Here is a 17,764-nt window from a genome sequence, read left to right as displayed (position 1 = left end):
GCGGGTTGCCGCCGAGTGGGTAGGGGCACCCGCGAACCGTCGTGGGAGGGCCGTCCGGCGGCCCCCGCGGGCGAACACTGTCAGTGCTCGCAGGTAGATTCGAATGTGGCTGGTGTGCCGACCGCACTCGGCGGAACCGGCCGATACCGACGACTGTCAGGAGTGATTCGCGTGGATCGTGTCGCGCTGCGTGGCCTGAAGGCGCGCGGGCACCACGGTGTGTACCCGCGGGAGCGCGAGGAGGGCCAGACCTTCATCGTGGACCTGGTTCTCGGCCTGGACACCCGGGCGGCCGCGGCCGACGACGACCTGGCGAAGACCGTGCACTACGGCATCGTGGCGGAGGAGGTCGTGGCCGTCGTCGAGGGCGAGCCGGTGAACCTCATCGAGACGCTCTCCGAGCGCATCGCCCAGGCCTGCCTGAAGCACGACGGCGTCCTGGAGGTCGAGGTCACGGTCCACAAACCGGACGCCCCGATCACCGTCCCGTTCGACGACGTGACCGTCACCATCACCCGGAGCCGCGTATGACCCCCCACAGCGACCCCACCGTCCAGCCGGTCCCCACGTCCGTCGTGGAGCAGGTGGACGCCGCCGACACGACGCTCTCCAACCCCCAGCGCGCGGTGATCTCCCTCGGATCGAACCTGGGCAACCGCCTGGAGACCCTCCAGGGCGCCGTCGACGCCCTGGAGGACACGCCCGGCCTGCGGGTCAAGGCGGTCTCCCCGGTGTACGAGACCGAGCCCTGGGGCGTCGAGCCCGGCTCCCAGCCGTCGTACTTCAACGCCGTGGTCGTCGTGAAGACCACGCTCCCCCCGGACTCCCTCCTGGAGCGCGCGCACGCCGTCGAGGAGGCCTTCCACCGGGTCCGCGACGAGCGCTGGGGCCCGCGCACGATCGACGTCGACATCGTCGCGTACGCCGACGTGGTCTCCGACGACCCGGTCCTCACCCTCCCCCACCCGCGGGCGCACGAGCGGGCCTTCGTCCTCGCCCCGTGGTACGACGTCGAGCCCGAGGCACAGCTCGCGGGCCGCGGGCCGGTCGCGGAGCTGCTCGCCGGGGTCACGCGCGAGGGTGTCGCGCCCCGTGTCGACCTGGAACTCCGGCTGCCTGAGTAATCGTTAGGTCCACAGCACGGGTCCACAGCACGGCTGGACGACCCGACACACACGGCACGGAACAAGGGAACAAAAGGGGCGACCTCCGGAATGAAGCAATTGCGCGTGAGAGTGCTCGCAGGCCTCTTCGCCGTCGCCGGAGTGCTGTCCTGGGCGGGGGCCCGGCTGTGGGACTCCGTGGGCACGCTGCCCCGGGTGCCGCTGGCCGCGCCCATCGTCCTCGCGCTGATCGCCGTGGTGCTGCTCGCCACGGCGATCTCGCTGCGCGCGCGGCTGAAGGCCCAGCGGGAGCGGCGGCCCGGCGCGAAGGGCGTCGAGCCGCTGATGGCCGCGCGGGCGGTCGTCTTCGGTCAGGCCAGCGCGCTGGTCGCCGCGCTGGTCTGCGGGATGTACGGCGGCGTGGGCGTGTTCATGCTGGAGTTCCTGGACATTCCCGCGCGCCGGGACCAGGCGTACTACGCCGGGTTCTCGGTGCTCGCGGGCATCGGCGTGATAGCGGCCGCCTTCTTCCTGGAGCGGGTGTGCAAGCTGCCGGAGGACGGGGACGACGAGCACGGCGGGGCGGCTCCCGCAGCGTGAGCCGCCCCGGCGCGCGCGTGACTTGGCCGCTGGACGTGAGTTCTCGCCGGACGGGGCGGAGTCGCTGGACGTGGCGGAGTCGCTAGAGCAGCGTGCCGCCCTCCACGTTCGTCTCCTTGAGGATGCCGTTCAGGCGGGCCAGCACGGTCGCGTCCAGGTCCACCCGGACCGCCGCCAGGTTCTCCTCGATGTGGGCGGGGGTGCGGCTGCCGGGGATCGGGACGACGTTGGGGTCCTGGTGGAGGAGCCAGGCGAGGGCCAGCTGGGCCGGGGTGATGTCGAGTTCGGCGGCGATCCCCCGCACGGGGGCGAAGCGGTCGTTGTTGGCCTTCAGGTTGGCCTCGTCGAACCGGGGCGCGTTCTGCCGGAAGTCCCCCTCCGCCACCCTCCCGACCGTCCCCGTGAGGAACCCGGCTCCCAGCGGCGACCACGGCACCAGACCGACGCCCAGCTCCCGCGCGGCGGCCAGCAGCTCCGGCTCGGCGGGCCGCCACATCGACCACTCGATCTGCACGGCCGCCACGGGGTGCACGGCGTGCGCGGCCCGCAGCTGCTCCGCCGTCACGTTGGAGAGCCCGAGGTGGCGCACGAGCCCCGCCTCGATCAGTTCGGCGACCGCGCCCACGGTGTCCGCCAGTGGCACCTGCGGGTCGGGGAAGTGCGGGTAGTACAGGTCGATGCGGTCGGTGCCGAGCTCCCGCAGGCTCGCCTCCGCGTAGCCGCGTACATGCTGGGGATCGCCGTTGACCCCGAGCTCCCCGAAGGCGTACCCGACGGGGAACGGGTGCGGCGCGACGCCCTCGGGCAGCCGGAAGCCGAACTTGGTGGCGACGGCGACCTGCTCCCGGCGCCCTTTCAGGGCGCGGCCGACGAGCCGCTCGTTGTGGCCGTCGGCGCCGTAGCCGTCGGAGGTGTCGATCAGGGTGGCACCGGCGTCGATCGCGGCGTTCAGCGCCCGCTCGGCCCGCTCGTCGTCGATCTCTCCGTACACGCCCGGCGACAGCACCATCGCGCCGTAGCCGAGCGCGGAGACTTCAAGGCCACCAAGGCGGCGGGTGGGCAGTGCTCGCTCGCTCATGAAAGGCAACTCCGTCCGCGGAAAATCGGGTCGTGATCTCGCGTAGGACGTCTCTCTGACGTCTCCCACGTCTCTCTACGACCATGATTCTTCCGGGGCGGCGGGACGCCGTCCAACGGCTACGAGGACAACTGCCGCACGCAAAGGGCGACTTGAGGCGACACGTCCAGCGACGTCATCGCGCCATGATCAGGCTCATCGCCTCGTTGCGCGTCGCCGGATCCCGCAGCTGCCCCCGCACCGCCGACGTGATGGTCTTCGCGCCGGGCTTGCGGACCCCGCGCATGGTCATGCACATGTGCTCGCACTCGACGACGACGATGACCCCGCGCGGCTCCAGTATCTGCATCAGGGAGTCGGCGATCTGGGTGGTCAGCCGCTCCTGAACCTGCGGGCGGCGGGCGTAGACGTCCACGAGGCGGGCGAGCTTGGACAGGCCGGTGATCTTGCCGTCGGAGGACGGGATGTACCCGACGTGGGCGACGCCGACGAACGGCACCAGGTGGTGCTCGCAGGAGCTCATGACCTCGATGTCCTTCACCAGGACCATCTCGTCGTGGCCCAGGTCGAAGGTCGTCGTCAGGACGTCCTCGGGCTGCTGCCACAGCCCGGCGAATATCTCCCGGTAGGCGCGCGCCACCCGCCCCGGTGTCTCCCGCAGGCCCTCGCGGTCCGGGTCCTCGCCGACCGCGATCAGCAGCTCACGCACGGCGTTCTCGGCCCGCTTCTCGTCGAACTCGCCGATCGTGCCTTCGCCGTCCAGCGTCACGGGGTCGGTCATCTGTGCCTCGTTCCTGGGTCCTGTGTTGCGGACGGCCGAAAACAGCCGCGCCCCCCAGGCTAGAACCTGGGGGGCGCGGCATCCATTCCGGGCCTGGTGGAGCGCCCGGGACGGGGTGTGGCTCAGCTCTCGGGGCGGTCCTCAGGGGCCACCTCGAGGGACGGGGTGTCGCTCGTGCCGGTCGCACCGGTCGCTCCGGCGGTCACCGCGGGGGTGGCACCGTTCGCGCCGTTCGTCAGCGACAGTTCCTTCGGCGAGAGCACCGGCGGGCGTGTCGACGGCGTACGCCGGGTGGAGCCCGTCCAGGCCGGGCGGGCCGGGCGCTTGACGATCGGGGCGAAGATCTCCGCGATCTCCTCCTTGCCGAGCGTCTCCCGCTCCAGGAGCTGGAGGACCAGGTTGTCGAGAACGTCGCGGTTCTCGACGAGGATCTCCCAGGCCTCGTTGTGCGCGGTCTCGATGAGCTTCTTGACCTCTTCGTCGACCAGCGCCGCGACCTCTTCCGAGTAGTCACGCTGGTGCGCCATCTCGCGCCCGAGGAACGGCTCGGTGTTGTCGCCGCCGAACTTGATCGCGCCCAGCCGCTCGGTCATGCCGTACTGCGTGACCATCGCGCGAGCGGTGGCCGTGGCCTTCTCGATGTCGTTGGCGGCACCGGTGGTCGGGTCGTGGAAGACCAGTTCCTCGGCCGCGCGCCCGCCCAGCATGTACGCCAGCTGGTCGAGCATTTCGTTGCGCGTGGTCGAGTACTTGTCCTCGTCCGGCAGGACCATGGTGTAGCCGAGGGCGCGGCCGCGCGACAGAATCGTGATCTTGTGGACCGGGTCCGCGTTCGGAGACGCCGCCGCGACCAGGGCGTGTCCGCCCTCGTGGTACGCGGTGATCTTCTTCTCCTTGTCGGACATGATCCGGGTCCGCTTCTGCGGGCCCGCCACGACGCGGTCGATGGCCTCGTCCAGCATGTGGTTGTCGATCAGCTTCTGGTTGCTGCGCGCGGTGAGCAGGGCGGCCTCGTTGAGGACGTTGCTCAGGTCGGCGCCGGTGAAGCCCGGCGTGCGCCGCGCGACGGCACCCAGATCGACGTCCGGGGCGACCGGCTTGCCCTTCTGGTGAACCTTGAGGATCTCCAGACGGCCGAGCATGTCCGGGCGGTCGACGGCGATCTGCCGGTCGAAACGGCCGGGCCGCAGCAGGGCCGGGTCGAGGATGTCCGGGCGGTTCGTGGCGGCGATCAGGATGACGCCGCCCTTCACGTCGAAGCCGTCCATCTCGACGAGCAGCTGGTTGAGCGTCTGCTCGCGCTCGTCGTGGCCACCGCCGAGACCGGCACCGCGGTGCCGTCCGACGGCGTCGATCTCGTCGACGAAGACGATCGCCGGGGCGTTCGCCTTGGCCTGCTCGAAGAGGTCACGCACTCGGGAGGCACCGACACCGACGAACATCTCGACGAAGTCGGAACCCGAGATCGAGTAGAACGGGACGCCCGCCTCGCCCGCGACGGCGCGCGCGAGGAGCGTCTTGCCCGTACCGGGCGGGCCGTACAGCAGCACACCCTTGGGGATCTTGGCGCCGACGGCCTGGAACTTCGCCGGCTCCTGGAGGAACTCCTTGATCTCGTGGAGTTCCTCGACCGCCTCGTCGGAACCCGCGACGTCGGCGAACGTCGTCTTCGGGGTGTCCTTGGTGATGAGCTTCGCCTTGGACTTGCCGAAGTTCATGACTCGGCTGCCGCCGCCCTGCATCTGATTCATCAGGAACAGGAACACGACGACGATCAGGACGAACGGGAGAAGGGACAGCAGGATGCCGACGAAGGGGTTCTGCTTCGACGGGGAGACGGTGTAACCGTCCGGGATCTGCTTGTCCTCGTATTTGGCCTGCAGCGTCTTGGCGAGCTCGACACCCTGGTCGCCGATGTAGCTCGCCTGGATCTTGCTGCTGCCCTTGACCTTCTGGCCGTCCTTGAGCTCCACCTTGATGGTGTGATCGTCACCGGTGGTGAGCTTGGCCGACTCGACCTTGTTGTCGTCGATGGCCTGCACGACCTGGCCGGTGTCCACCGTCTTGTGGCCCCCGGACGAACCGACGACCTGCATCAACACGACCACGGCAAGGACGGCCAGCACAATCCACATGACTGGCCCACGGAAGTATCGCTTCACGTCCATCCACACGGAGCGATGCCGCTCCGTACCTCCTGCCATAGTGAGATTGATAAAGACTGTTCTTCGGACGGTACCCCAGCATTGTCACCCGAAGCCGCACGGGACGGCTGGCAAACCCGTCTTCGCATGCTCCAACGGCGGGACGTCGCTGAGGGTTCCCGGAAAGTCAGCCGCCGTACACGTGCGGAGCCAACGTTCCGACGAACGGGAGGTTGCGGTACTTCTCGGCGTAGTCCAGGCCGTACCCGACGACGAACTCGTTCGGGATGTCGAAGCCGACCCACTCCACGTCGATCGCGACCTTCGCGGCCTCCGGCTTGCGCAGCAGCGTGCACACCTTCAGCGAGGCGGGCTCGCGCGAGCCGAGGTTGGAGAGCAGCCAGGACAGCGTCAGGCCGGAGTCGATGATGTCCTCGACGATCAGGACGTGCTTGCCCTTGATGTCGGTGTCCAGGTCCTTGAGGATGCGGACCACGCCGGAGGACTGCGTGCCGGCGCCGTACGAGGACACCGCCATCCAGTCCATCGTGAGCGGCGTGGACAGCGCGCGCGCCAGGTCGGCCATCACCATCACCGCGCCCTTGAGCACGCCGACGATCAGCAGGTCCTTGCCCGCGTACTCCGCGTCGATCTTCGCGGCCAGCTCGGCCAGCTTCGCGTCGATCTCTTCCTTGGTGATGAGCACCGACTGCAGGTCGGTGCCCATGTCTTTCGCGTCCACCCGTATCACTTTCGGTCGTCCCACCGGCCGGTCGGGAAAAACGCTCCCCAGTCAGCCCTGCCGGATGACCAGTCTGCCACCCTGCCGCTGCGCGACGACTTTGCCCGGGAGATTGATGGCTCCCTGGCCGCGCCAGCCGGTGATCAGCCGGTCCACCTCTTCGATGTGCCGGGCGAACAGCGCGCCGGCCGGGGCGCCCGCCTCGATGGCCGCGCGGCGCACGATGCGGCGGCGCACCGCGGGCGGCAGCGCGAAGAGCTTCGCGCACTCCAGGAGGCCACCGGCGTCCCGCACGGACGACTCGGCCTGGGCGGCCCAGGCGTCGAGCGCGTCCGCGTCGTCGCGGGAGAGCTGCGCGGTGCGCGCGAGGGCTTCCACGACGCCCTTGCCGAGCGCCTTCTCCAGGGCGGGCAGGCCTTCGTGCCGCAGCCGGGAGCGGGTGTAGGCCGGGTCGGCGTTGTGCGGGTCGTCCCAGACCGGCAGGGACTGGACCATGCAGGCCTTGCGGGCGGTCTGCCGGTCCAGGTGCAGGAACGGCCTGCGATAGCGGCCACCGGCCCCGGAGACCGCGGCCATGCCCGACAGGGAGCGGATGCCGGAGCCGCGCGCGAGGCCGAGCAGCACCGTCTCGGCCTGGTCGTCGCGGGTGTGGCCGAGCAGGACCGCGGCGGCGTCGTGCCGCTCGGCGGCCTCGTCGAGGGCCGCGTACCTCGCGTCGCGGGCGGCGGCCTCGGGGCCGCCGTCCCGGCCGACGTGCACCACCAGGGACTCGATGGGGTCGAGGCCGAGCGCGGTCATGCGGGCGACGACCTCGGCCGCGCGCAGGTCGGAGCCGGACTGCAGGCCGTGGTCGACGGTCACCGCACCGGCTCGGATGCCGAGCTTGGGGGCTTCGAAGGCCAGTGCGGAGGCCAGCGCCATGGAGTCGGCGCCGCCGGAGCACGCCACGAGCACGAGCGGCGGGGGCGGCAGCTCGTGCGCGAAGTCCGGGGTCTGCGAGAGATGCGGGGGGTGCGAGGCGTGGGGGATGTCGGGTGCGCCGGTGTGCGCGCTGGTGAGCGTGCGCCGGGTGGCTACGTCGGTCAGTACGTCGTGAAGTACGCGGCGGACCGCCAGGCGTATCGCCGCGACCGCAGGATGGGGACCCATTCCGGTTGGTTCCCTTCGTGAAGTTCGGGGGGTGAGCCTCAGTTCAGTCACTCAGAGTGTGTCGATGGTGACAGAACCGAGCCGTTACCCGAGCATTGCACGCCTACCCATGGCTCACGGTCCCTCGGACGGGTGATTGCGGGGGCGTTCTCCTGCCGTCGGCCGCGTCTGTTCGCTCAGTCTGCCTTACGGTGCACCCGCGCGACCCAGTCCGCCGGTTTGGCGATCTCCGCCTTGGTGGGAAGCGTGTTCGGGGAGGTCCACACGCGGTTGAAGCCGTCCATGCCGACCTCCTCCACGACCGCCCGCACGAACCGCTCGCCGTCCCGGTACTGCCGCAGCTTGGCGTCGAGGCCGAGGAGCTTGCGCAGCGCTTGGTCGAGGCGGCTCGCGCCGCGCTGGCGGCGCTCCTTGAACTTCTCCCGGATCTCGGTCACGGACGGCACGACGTCGGGGCCGACGCCGTCCATCACGTAGTCCGCGTGCCCTTCGAGCAGGGACATCACGGCGGTGAGGCGGGCCAGGATCTCGCGCTGGGCCGGAGTCTGGACGAGCTCCACGAACGTGCGGCCGCCGTCGCCGTCGTCGTCCGCGCCGTCCGTGCGGCCCCCGGCCAGGCTCTGCGCGGCCTCACGGACGCGTTCGAGGACGGTCATCGGGTCGACCTCGGTCTCGCCGAGGAACGACTGGATCTCGCCCTCCAGGTGGTCGCGCAGCCACGGCACGGACGAGAACTGGGTGCGGTGCGTCTCCTCGTGCAGGCACACCCAGAGCCTGAAGTCGTGCGGGTCCACGTCCAGTTCGCGCTCCACGTGGACGATGTTCGGGGCCACCAGGAGGAGGCGGCCGCCGCCGTTGCCGCCCGCGGGGAGTTCGCGGGTGGCCGGGGCGAAGGTCTCGTACTGGCCGAGGACCCGCGACGCCAGGAAGGACAGGAGCATGCCCAGCTCCACGCCCGTCACCTTGCCGCCGACCGCGCCCATCACCGCGCCGCCCGGGCCGCTGCCCCTGCGGTCCTTCATCTTCTCCAGGAGCGGCTTGAGCAGCTCCCTGAAGCCCGCCACGTTCGCGCGGACCCAGCCCGCGCGGTCCACTACGAGCACGGGGGTGTCGTGGGTGTCCTCCGTACCCATCCGTGTGAACGAACGGACGTGTGCCTCCGAGGACTTGGCGTGCCTGCGGAGTTCCGCGACCACTGCGCGGGCCTCGTCCCGGCTCACCTCCGGGCCCGGCCGCACGAGCCGGGTCGCGGTCGCCACCGCGAGATTCCAGTCGACCATCTCCGCACCACCGAGGCTCGTCATGCGTCAACGGTACGTGGTCGGCTGCGCCCGCGTACGGCGTTGGATGCGCCGTTGTCCCACCGGACGGGCCGGGCTGGGACGCCCTGGGGCGGGTGGGGTTGCCGCCGTCCGTCGCGGCAGCGTCAGCCGTGGCTGCGCCCGTCGCCACCGGGTGGGGCTAGGCCCCCCGGCCCGCCAGTGCTGACGCCATCGCGTCCAGGGCCGACTGGGCCCCCTGGGGATCCGTCGTCCCCGTGGTCATGAAGGCGAAGGCCAGGAGACGGCCGGTGGGGTCCACCACGGTGCCTGCGAGGCTGTTCACGCCGGTGAGGGTGCCCGTCTTGGCGCGGACCACGCCGGTGCCCGCGGAGGCGTCGGGATAGCGGTTGACGAGGGTGCCGGTGAAGCCCGCGACGGGGAGGCCGGTCACTACGGAGCGCAGTTCGGGGCGGTCGGGGCCGGCCGCGCGCTTCAGGAGGGCGGCGAGGAGCCTCGCGGAGAGGCGGTCGTCGCGGTCGAGGCCGCTGCCGTCGGCGAACTCGGCGCCGTCGAGGGGCAGTCCGAGCTTGTCGAGCCGCGCCCGCACCGCCCGGGACGCCCCCTTGAAGCTGGCGGGCTCGCCCCCGGCCACCGCCGTCTCGCGGGCGAGGGCCTCGGCGATGTCGTTGTCGCTGTGCGTCAGCATCCGCTCGACGAGGGCGGACAGCGGCTGCGACCGGGTGCGGGCGAGGTCGTCGGCGTCCTTGGGGGCCTTCCCCGCGCTCGGGTCGGACTTCAGGCCGATGCCGCGCTCGCGCAGCAGGTTGGCGAAGTTGTGCGCCGCGTCCCGCGCGGGCTCCGCGGTGCGCGCGGCGGGCCCCGAGGAGGAGTCGTCGAGGCGGCCCTCGTCGGCCATCAGGGCGCTGACGGGGGCGATGTTCTCGTTCGGACCGATGGGGTGCTGGGGCGGCCCGGAGTAGCGGGAGGTGTCGTACGACAGGGAGACGTCCTGGTCGGCGCCGCGCTTCTTGAGGGCCTCGGCGGTGTCGTCGGCGAGTTCGCGCAGGCTCGCGGACTCGTCTACGTAGCGGCCCTCGCCGCGGGCGGTCAGGGTCGGGTCGCCGCCGCCGACGAGGACGACGTCGCGGGAGCCGGGGCCGATGACCGTCTTCGTGGTCAGGCGGTGGTCGGGACCGAGGGCCGAGAGCGCCGCGACCGCCGTGGCGATCTTCGTGGTCGACGCGGGTGTCAGGGCCTGGCCCGAGCCCTTGCCGTACAGCCGCTTGCCCGTGGCCACGTCCACGACCACGCCCGACCGCTCGGGGCCGAGCTTCTTGTCGTCCATGAGGGGGCGCAGGACGTCCGCGAGCCGCTTGCCGCCGGGCTCGGGCGCCTTGCGGGCGGAACGGCCGAGTCCGGCGAGTACGGAGGGCGCGCTGGGGGCGGCGTTCGGGGCCCCGCCGCCCGTACCACCGGCGTGATCTGCGCCACCCCCGGCTTCCCGGGAGGCCGCCAGGTCCCGCTCGGCCGTACGCTGGCCGGAGGAGTCCCAGGGGCCGGCCGCGGCGATCGCCACGGCCGCGACGACAAGGCCGACGGCGGCCGATGCCGCCGTGAGCTGCCAGGTCCTGAGTTTCGCGGGAGGCTTGACGGCAAGCCGCCTCAGAAGCTGCAGCAGCTTTTCAGGCTGCTGCCAAGGCTTGCGCTCGTCCACGACGACCTGCCCCTTTCGCGATCACACATCTGCGTGAGGGACACTTAACCACCCGAAGTATGTGCTGATCATGGAGGAGCCACCCGTGGAGTTCGACGTCACCATCGAGATTCCGAAGGGTTCGCGGAACAAGTACGAGGTCGACCACGAGACCGGCCGTATCCGCCTGGACCGTCGACTCTTCACGTCCACCAGCTACCCGGCTGACTACGGCTTCGTGGAGAACACCCTCGGCGAGGACGGCGACCCGCTGGACGCACTGGTCATTCTTGACGAGCCGACCTTCCCGGGCTGCCTCATCAAGTGCCGCGCGATCGGCATGTTCCGGATGACCGACGAGGCCGGCGGCGACGACAAGCTGCTCTGCGTCCCCGCGTCGGACCCGCGCGTGGAGCACCTGCGCGACATCCACCACGTGTCCGAGTTCGACCGCCTGGAGATCCAGCACTTCTTCGAGGTCTACAAGGACCTGGAGCCCGGCAAGTCCGTCGAGGGCGCCGACTGGGTCGGCCGCACCGACGCCGAGGCCGAGATCGAGGCCTCCTACAAGCGCTTCGAGGCGCACGGCGGCCACTGAGCCCCTTTTTGCGCCTAGACCGGCGCCGCTCTCGCGGACCTGGTGCTCGCCATCGTGGTTTCGCAATTGATGGCTGCTGTTCGCGGGTGGTGACATCGACGGGCCGCGTGCACCCCATGGGGGGCACGCGGCCCGTTCGCGTGCGCCGACAGATGCGTGCGCATACTCACGTGCCTCGTGCGCATACTGACGTACGTAGGGTGCGCACACACGTACGTACACAGGAGCGAGGCATTACGCGTGGCTGAAGCGGAGGAGGACCGCAAACCGCAGTCGGACGAGGCGCACAGCGCCTTCGCGCCCGTCGGCGGCGTCGACCAGGCGACCGCGCCCGAGGAGGACCACCCGTCCTCGGAGTTCACGATCCCGACGGGTCTGCGGATCCCACAGCTGCCCGAGGACAAGGAGTCCTCGGCGTTCGCCCCGCCCCCCTCGTACGACGCCCAGCACGCGTCCGCCTTCACCCCGCCCGGCGGCGTGCCCGTGGTCCGCCTGGTGAAGGAGGCGCCCTGGCAGGACCGGATGCGCACGATCCTGCGCACGCCGGTGGCCGAGCGCCCGGCGCCGGAGCCGACGCAGAAGCACGAGGAGGACGAGGGCCGCGCCGTGCCGCGCGTCCTGGACCTCACCCTGCGCATCGGGGAGCTGCTGCTCGCGGGCGGTGAGGGCGCGGAGGACGTGGAGGCGGCGATGTTCGCCGTGACGCACTCCTACGGCCTGGACCGCTGCGAGCCGAACGTCACGTTCACGCTGATCGCCATCTCGTACCAGCCCTCCCTGGTGGACGACCCGGTGACGGCGTCGCGCACGGTACGCCGCCGGGGCACCGACTACACGCGCCTGTCGGCCGTCTACCGGCTGGTGGACGACATTAGCTCCGAAGAGGTCGACATCTCCCTGGAGGAGGCCTACCGGCGGCTCGCGGAGCTGCGCCGCAACCGGCACCCCTACCCGGGCTGGGCGCTGACGGCCGCGGCCGGGCTGCTCGCCGGTTCGGCGGCGGTGCTGGTCGGCGGCGATGTGCTGGTGTTCGTGGCGGCCGCCCTCGGCGCGATGCTGGGCGACCGGCTCGCGTGGCTGTGCGCGGGGCGCGGGCTGCCGGAGTTCTACCAGTTCGTGGTCGCGGCGATGCCCCCGGCCGCGATGGGCGTGGCGATCAGCCTGCTCGACCTGCCGGACGTGAAGGCGTCCGCGGTGATCACCGGTGGGCTGTTCGCGCTGATCCCCGGGCGGGCGCTCGTCGCGGGCGTCCAGGACGGTCTGACCGGCTACTACATCACCGCCGCCGCCCGGCTCCTGGAGGTCGGGTATCTGATCGTCGGCATCGTCTGCGGCGTGCTGATGGTGCTCTATCTGGGCGTGACGCTGGACGCGGGCCTCAACCCGGAGACGTCGATCCACTCCTCCGACCGGCCGTGGATCCAGATCCTCGCGTCCATGTCGCTGAGCCTGGCCTTCGCCATCCTGCTCCAGCAGGAACGTTCCACCGTGCTCCTGGTGACGCTGAACGGCGGGGTCGCCTGGATCGTGTTCGGCGCCCTCGCGCGCACCGGGGGCATCTCCCCGGTGGCGGCGACGGCGGTCGCGGCGGGGCTCGTGGGCCTGTTCGGCCAGCTCCTGTCGCGCTACCGGTTCGCGTCCGCGCTGCCGTACGTGACGGCGGCGATCGGGCCGCTGCTTCCCGGTAGCGCCACGTACTTCGGGCTCCTGGAGATCGCCCGGAACAACCTCAACCCGGGGCTCGCCTCGCTCTCCAAGGCGGCGGCGCTCGCCCTGGCCATCGCGATCGGCGTGAACCTGGGCGGCGAGCTGTCCCGGCTCTTCCTCAAGGCGCCGCGGATGGCCGGGGGCCAGAAGGCGCGCCGCGCGGCCAAGCGGACGCGCGGCTTCTAGGCCGTCTTCGGTCAGTAGCGGGGGTTGCCCGGCTGCTGGGGCTCTTCGGGGTACGGGGGCTGCTGGGGCTGCTGACGGCCCAGGTACTGGGTCTGGTGGTCCGGGTACGGCTGCTGCTGGGGCTGCTGGCCGTCGTACTGCTGGGCGGCGGGGTCGTACGGGGCTTGGTACTGCTGGCCGTCCGCGTTGCCGTACTGGCCGCCCTGCTGGCCCTCGTACTGATTGCCGTACTGGTTGCCGTACTGGCCCTCGTGCTGCTGGTGCTGCGCGTTCTGGGCGTGCTGGTTCACGTATCCCTGCTGCTGGTCCCCGTACTGCGGCTGCTGCGCCTGGTACTGGTGCTGCTCCGGGTGGCCGCCGTCGTATCCCTGCTGCTGGGCCTGCTGCGGCTGCTGACGGCCCAGGAACTGGGTCTGGTGGTCGCCGTACTGCGGCTGCTGCGCCTGGTAGTGGTGGCCGTCCGCGCCGCCGCCGTACTGGCCGCCCTGCTGGCCCGGGTACTGGCCCTGCTGGGGGTACGGGGACAGCTGCGCCTGGCGGTGCTGCTGACTGCCGTCGCCGTGGCCGCCGAAGTCGTCGTGGTCGTCGGGGGCGTCCTGCTGCGCGGCCGGGGCCTGCGCGCCCGCCTTCTTGCTCTTGGAGCGGGCCCGCAGGAACTCGATGATGATCGGGACCACCGAGATGAGGACGATCAGGATCAGGATCGCCTCGATGTTCTTGTGGACGAACTCGTGCTTGCCGAGCCAGGCGCCGAGCAGCGTGACGCCCGCGCCCCACAGGATGCCGCCGAGGATGTTGAAGGTGATGAACGAGCGGTACCGCATGCCGCTGACGCCCGCGATGATCGGCGTGAACGTCCGCACGATCGGCACGAAGCGGGCCAGGACCAGGGACTTCGGGCCGTGCTTCTCGAAGAACTCGTGCGCCTTGACCACGTTCTCCTGCTTGAAGAGCTTGGAGTCCGGGCGGTTGAACAGCGACGGGCCGACCTTCTTGCCGAACAGATAGCCCGCCTGGTCACCGAGGATCGCGGCGATGCAGATCAGCACGCAGGCCAGCCACAGCGGGGTGTCCAGCTTGTTCGTCGTGATCAGCAGACCCGTGGTGAACAGGAGCGAGTCGCCCGGCAGGAAGAAGCCGATGAGCAGGCCCGACTCCGCGAAGACGATCAGGAGCAGGCCCCAGAGTCCGAACTGGTTCAGCAGGTAGTCCGGATCCAGCCAGCTTGGTCCGAGCGCAAGCGTCGTCACGGTTCCGGGCTCCTGTGGGTGTGAGGGGGTGCGGCGGTGGGGCTCTGCGGGCGGGCCGTGCGGTGTGATGGCATCGGTCGCCGCCCAAAGCTACCAACGTGAGATGACGCGGGCAGGTTCCACCGGTTCCCTTCAGGTTCCCCCGGGGACCGGAGGGCGCGCCAGGCACCTGGAAGCCAAGCTCACGCCCCCCGGAGGCGCCGTCACTCCCCCTGGCCTCCCGCGCGGGCCGCGTTCGCGTGGATCGCGTCCCGCAGGTACACCGCGAGCCCCGGCCGGATCGCCTCGTACGTGGCCGTGAAGCGCGGGTCCGACACGTACATGTCGCCGAGGCAGGCGTGGAACGCGTGATCGCAGTCGTAGTAGCTGGAGTGCATGAAGAGGCGGTGCTCCTCGGCCACGTCCATCGCCTCCGTGGAGTCGGCGGCGGCACCGGCGGCGAGCAGATCCCCCATGCGCGCGTGGATCGCGTCGAACCCGCTGGTCAGCCGCTTCCAGTCCGCCTTGGTGTACGTGGCCGCGCGGCGCTGCGACTCGGCGTACGCCTCCGTGTCGCCCCAGCGGCGCTCGACCTCCTCCGCGTGCTCGTCGGGATCGAAGTCTCCGAAGACCTCGAACTTCTCCTCGGGCGTGAGGTTGATGCCCATCTTCTTCGCCTCCATGGCGGTCTCGACGGCCGTGACCATCTGCTGGAGCTTGGCGATCCGGGCGGACAGCAGCTCGTGCTGGCGGCGCAGGTGCGCGCGCGGGTCCGCCTCCGGGTCGTCGAGCAGGGTCGCGACCTGGTCGAGGGGGAAGCCCAGCTCCCGGTAGAACAGGATCTGCTGCAGCCGGTCCAGGTCGTCGTCGCCGTAGCGCCGGTGGCCCGCGTGGCTGCGCTCGCTCGGCGCGAGCAGGCCGATCTCGTCGTAGTGGTGCAGCGTGCGCACCGTGACCCCGGCGAAACCGGCGACCTGTCCCACGGAGTAGCTCATGGTTCCCGCCCTCTCTTGCTCGGTACGCGTCCCAGCCTGAGTCCTCACGCCACGTGAGGTGCAAGCCCGAAGGCCCGGCAATATCCTCCCGAAAGGGAGCAGCACCCGAGCTTCGGCCGGAAGGATCCACGATGCCCCTCCACCAGGGCCCCGACCGGCCCGACGACCGCTCGCTCTCCGTGAACCCGTTCTACGGAGAGGCCAACCCCGTCGGCGGCATGACCCAGGCCCCGCCCAAGCACCGGCTCCCCGACGGGCCGCTGCCGCCCATGACCGCGTACCAGCTCGTCCATGACGAGCTCATGCTCGACGGGAACTCCCGGCTCAACCTCGCCACCTTCGTCACCACCTGGATGGAGCCGCAGGCCGGTGTCCTGATGGCGGAGTGCCGGGACAAGAACATGATCGACAAGGACGAGTACCCGCGCACGGCGGAGCTGGAGCGGCGCTGCGTCGCGATGCTCGCCGACCTCTGGAACGCCCCCGACCCGGCCGCCGCGGTCGGCTGCTCCACCACCGGGTCCAGCGAGGCCTGCATGCTCGCCGGGATGGCGCTCAAGCGCCGCTGGACGCGCCGCAACGCCGACCGCTACCCCTCCCGCGAGGCCCGGCCCAACCTCGTCATGGGCGTCAACGTGCAGGTCTGCTGGGAGAAGTTCTGCGACTTCTGGGAGGTGGAGGCCCGGCAGGTGCCCATGGAGGGCGACCGGTTCCACCTCTCCGCCGAGGCCGCAGCCGCGCTCTGCGACGAGAACACCATCGGCGTCGTGGCCGTCCTCGGGTCCACCTTCGACGGGTCGTACGAGCCCGTGGGCGAGGTGTGTGCGGCGCTCGACGCCCTTCAGGAGCGCACCGGGCTCGACATTCCCGTCCACGTCGACGGGGCTTCCGGGGCCATGGTCGCGCCGTTCCTCGACGAGGACCTCGTCTGGGACTTCCGGCTTCCCCGTGTGTCGTCCATCAACACCTCCGGGCACAAGTACGGGCTCGTCTACCCGGGGGTCGGGTGGGCCTTGTGGCGTACGGCTGCCGAGTTGCCGGAGGAGTTGGTGTTCCGGGTGAACTACCTCGGCGGGGACATGCCCACGTTCGCCCTGAACTTCTCCCGGCCCGGGGCGCAGGTCGTCGCTCAGTACTACACGTTTCTGCGGCTCGGGCGGGAAGGCTACCGGGCCGTGCAGCAGGCCTCCCGGGACGTGGCCCGGGGGCTTGCCCTGCGCATCGAGGCCCTGGGGGGCTTTCGGCTTCTCACCCGGGGCGACGAGCTGCCCGTCTTCGCGTTCACCACGGCCGCTGATGTTTCGGCGTACGACGTGTTCGATGTGGCTCGGCGGTTGCGGGAGCGGGGGTGGCTGGTGCCCGCCTATACGTTCCCGGCCGACCGGCAGGACCTGGCGGTCCTGCGGGTCGTCTGCCGGAACGGGTTCTCCGCCGATCTCGCGGAGCTGTTCGTGGAGGATCTGGGGCGGCTGCTGCCGGAGCTGCGGCGGCAAGGGGGTCCGCTGACGCGGGATCGGGGGGCGGCTACGGGGTTTCACCACTAGGGCGGGTGGGGGTGCGGGCCGGGGGCCTTGCCGGGGGCTCCCCAAGCCCGCCCCTTCCCGAAACTGGGGCTCCGCCCCAGACCCCGCTCCTCAAAGGCCGGAGGGGCTGGAATACAGGGGTGGGATCGGGGAGAGCCCCTCAGGGTCCGGCTACTTGCTCAGGGCTCCGAACCTCCGTACCGCCAGCGGGAGGAACACGCCCACCAGGGCCAGGGGCCAGGCCACCGCGAGGAGTTCGGCGTGGTCGGCGGCCCAGGACGTGCCGGTCACGCCGGGGTCGTTGCCGAAGAGGTCACGGACGGCCGTGGCCGCCGCGGACATCGGGTTCCACTCGACCGCCGCGCCCAGCCAGTCGGGCATGTTCTGCGGGACGGTGAACGCGTTGGAGAGGAACCCGACGGGCCAGACGAGGATCTGCACGGCCACGACCAGCTCCGGCTTGCCCGCGACCATCGCGAGGTAGATGCCGAGCCAGAGCATCGCGAACCGCAGGAGCATGAGCAGCCCGACGGCACCGATGACCCCGGCGAACGACCCGTGCCAGCGCCAGCCGATCGCGAGCCCGACGCCCATCATGACGATCAGGGAGGCGAAGGACTGGAGCATGTCGGCGACGGAACGGCCCACCAGGACGGCCCCGTTGGTCATCGGCATGGACCGGAAGCGGTCGATGACGCCCTTGTTGAGGTCGGTGGTGACCGCGACCATCGTCGCGTCCAGGCCGAAGACCATGGTCAGGGCGAACATGCCGGGCACCAGGAACTCGGCGTAGTCGCCCTGGATGCCCTTGCCGCCGCCGATCAGGTAGTTGAACATCAGCAGCAGCATCACGGGGAAGGCCAGCCCGACGACGACCTGCACGGGCTGGCGCGCCCAGTGGGCGAGTTCGCGCCGGGACATCGTCCAGGAGTCGATGAGGGCCCAGCCGATCCGGGAGCCGCCCGCCCCGGACA

Annotated in this window: 16 protein-coding genes; 6 read left to right on the top strand and 10 right to left on the bottom strand. The window is 70.8% G+C overall.

Translation table 11 applies throughout. The features are described from left to right. Positions 1-171 precede the first annotated feature (171 nt). From folB to IE274_RS24955, 3 genes are all read left to right on the top strand, one after another. Positions 172-531 carry a dihydroneopterin aldolase gene (gene folB / locus IE274_RS24965; protein WP_030361050.1) on the top strand — a complete coding sequence of 120 codons (360 nt, stop codon included), beginning with the start codon at positions 172-174 and terminating at the stop codon, positions 529-531. Then, complete coding sequence (folK, locus tag IE274_RS24960; protein ID WP_190118096.1) at positions 528-1,124, top strand: 2-amino-4-hydroxy-6-hydroxymethyldihydropteridine diphosphokinase; 597 nt, start codon at positions 528-530, stop codon at positions 1,122-1,124. The genes folB and folK overlap by 4 nt, the downstream gene beginning before the upstream one ends. A 90-nt stretch (positions 1,125-1,214) precedes the next feature. Continuing rightward, on the top strand, positions 1,215-1,703 hold the full coding sequence (locus IE274_RS24955; RefSeq protein WP_190118095.1) for a DUF3180 domain-containing protein: 489 nt from the start codon (positions 1,215-1,217) through the stop codon (positions 1,701-1,703). Between the two features lie 82 nt (positions 1,704-1,785). On the opposite strand, the gene IE274_RS24950 is transcribed toward IE274_RS24955, so the two are convergent. From IE274_RS24950 to dacB, 7 genes are all read right to left on the bottom strand, one after another. Further along, complete coding sequence (locus tag IE274_RS24950; RefSeq protein WP_190118094.1) at positions 1,786-2,781, bottom strand: aldo/keto reductase; 996 nt, start codon at positions 2,779-2,781, stop codon at positions 1,786-1,788. Positions 2,782-2,956: 175 nt separating this feature from the next. Then, positions 2,957-3,562 (bottom strand): GTP cyclohydrolase I FolE, encoded by a 606-nt coding sequence (gene folE / locus IE274_RS24945; RefSeq protein WP_190118093.1) that lies wholly within the window; start codon positions 3,560-3,562, stop codon positions 2,957-2,959. A 122-nt stretch (positions 3,563-3,684) separates the two neighbouring features. After that, on the bottom strand, positions 3,685-5,730 hold the full coding sequence (gene ftsH, locus IE274_RS24940) for an ATP-dependent zinc metalloprotease FtsH (protein ID WP_190118172.1): 2,046 nt from the start codon (positions 5,728-5,730) through the stop codon (positions 3,685-3,687). 163 nt (positions 5,731-5,893) lie between these two features. Beyond that, positions 5,894-6,433, bottom strand: a complete 540-nt coding sequence (gene hpt / locus IE274_RS24935; protein ID WP_030361055.1) for a hypoxanthine phosphoribosyltransferase — start codon at positions 6,431-6,433, stop codon at positions 5,894-5,896. 66 nt (positions 6,434-6,499) lie between these two features. Further along, on the bottom strand, positions 6,500-7,597 hold the full coding sequence (gene tilS, locus IE274_RS24930) for a tRNA lysidine(34) synthetase TilS (RefSeq protein WP_190118092.1): 1,098 nt from the start codon (positions 7,595-7,597) through the stop codon (positions 6,500-6,502). Positions 7,598-7,773: 176 nt separating this feature from the next. Then, on the bottom strand, positions 7,774-8,901 hold the full coding sequence (locus tag IE274_RS24925; RefSeq protein ID WP_190118091.1) for an Rv3626c family coenzyme F420 biosynthesis-associated protein: 1,128 nt from the start codon (positions 8,899-8,901) through the stop codon (positions 7,774-7,776). A 157-nt stretch (positions 8,902-9,058) separates the two neighbouring features. Further along, a complete protein-coding gene (gene dacB, locus IE274_RS24920) occupies positions 9,059-10,573 on the bottom strand; it encodes a D-alanyl-D-alanine carboxypeptidase/D-alanyl-D-alanine endopeptidase (protein WP_190118090.1) in 1,515 nt (504 codons plus the stop codon). Between the two features lie 85 nt (positions 10,574-10,658). Between dacB and IE274_RS24915 the strand changes: the two genes are divergently transcribed. After that, positions 10,659-11,150, top strand: a complete 492-nt coding sequence (locus tag IE274_RS24915) for an inorganic diphosphatase (protein WP_030361059.1) — start codon at positions 10,659-10,661, stop codon at positions 11,148-11,150. A 240-nt stretch (positions 11,151-11,390) separates the two neighbouring features. Next, entirely contained in the window at positions 11,391-13,043 is a 1,653-nt protein-coding gene (locus IE274_RS24910) for a threonine/serine exporter family protein (RefSeq protein WP_190118089.1), read from the top strand. A gap of 11 nt (positions 13,044-13,054) precedes the next feature. Here IE274_RS24910 and IE274_RS24905 read toward each other — a convergent pair whose 3' ends face one another. Then, positions 13,055-14,293 (bottom strand): DedA family protein, encoded by a 1,239-nt coding sequence (locus IE274_RS24905; RefSeq protein ID WP_190118088.1) that lies wholly within the window; start codon positions 14,291-14,293, stop codon positions 13,055-13,057. A gap of 203 nt (positions 14,294-14,496) precedes the next feature. Further along, positions 14,497-15,267: a MerR family transcriptional regulator gene (locus tag IE274_RS24900; protein ID WP_190118087.1), complete on the bottom strand. Its 771-nt coding sequence runs from the start codon at positions 15,265-15,267 to the stop codon at positions 14,497-14,499. A gap of 131 nt (positions 15,268-15,398) precedes the next feature. On the opposite strand from IE274_RS24900, the gene gad reads away from it, so the two are divergent. Beyond that, a complete protein-coding gene (gad, locus tag IE274_RS24895; protein ID WP_190118086.1) occupies positions 15,399-16,811 on the top strand; it encodes a glutamate decarboxylase in 1,413 nt (470 codons plus the stop codon). A gap of 150 nt (positions 16,812-16,961) precedes the next feature. On the opposite strand, the gene IE274_RS24890 is transcribed toward gad, so the two are convergent. Then, positions 16,962-17,711: an ABC transporter permease gene (locus IE274_RS24890; protein ID WP_229909798.1), complete on the bottom strand. Its 750-nt coding sequence runs from the start codon at positions 17,709-17,711 to the stop codon at positions 16,962-16,964. Positions 17,712-17,764 lie beyond the last annotated feature (53 nt).

The organism is Streptomyces flavofungini (assembly GCF_014650815.1).
Lineage (GTDB): Bacteria > Actinomycetota > Actinomycetes > Streptomycetales > Streptomycetaceae > Streptomyces > Streptomyces flavofungini.
Note: the sequence above shows the minus strand (reverse complement) of the source record. Positions and strands in the feature narration are given on the sequence as shown.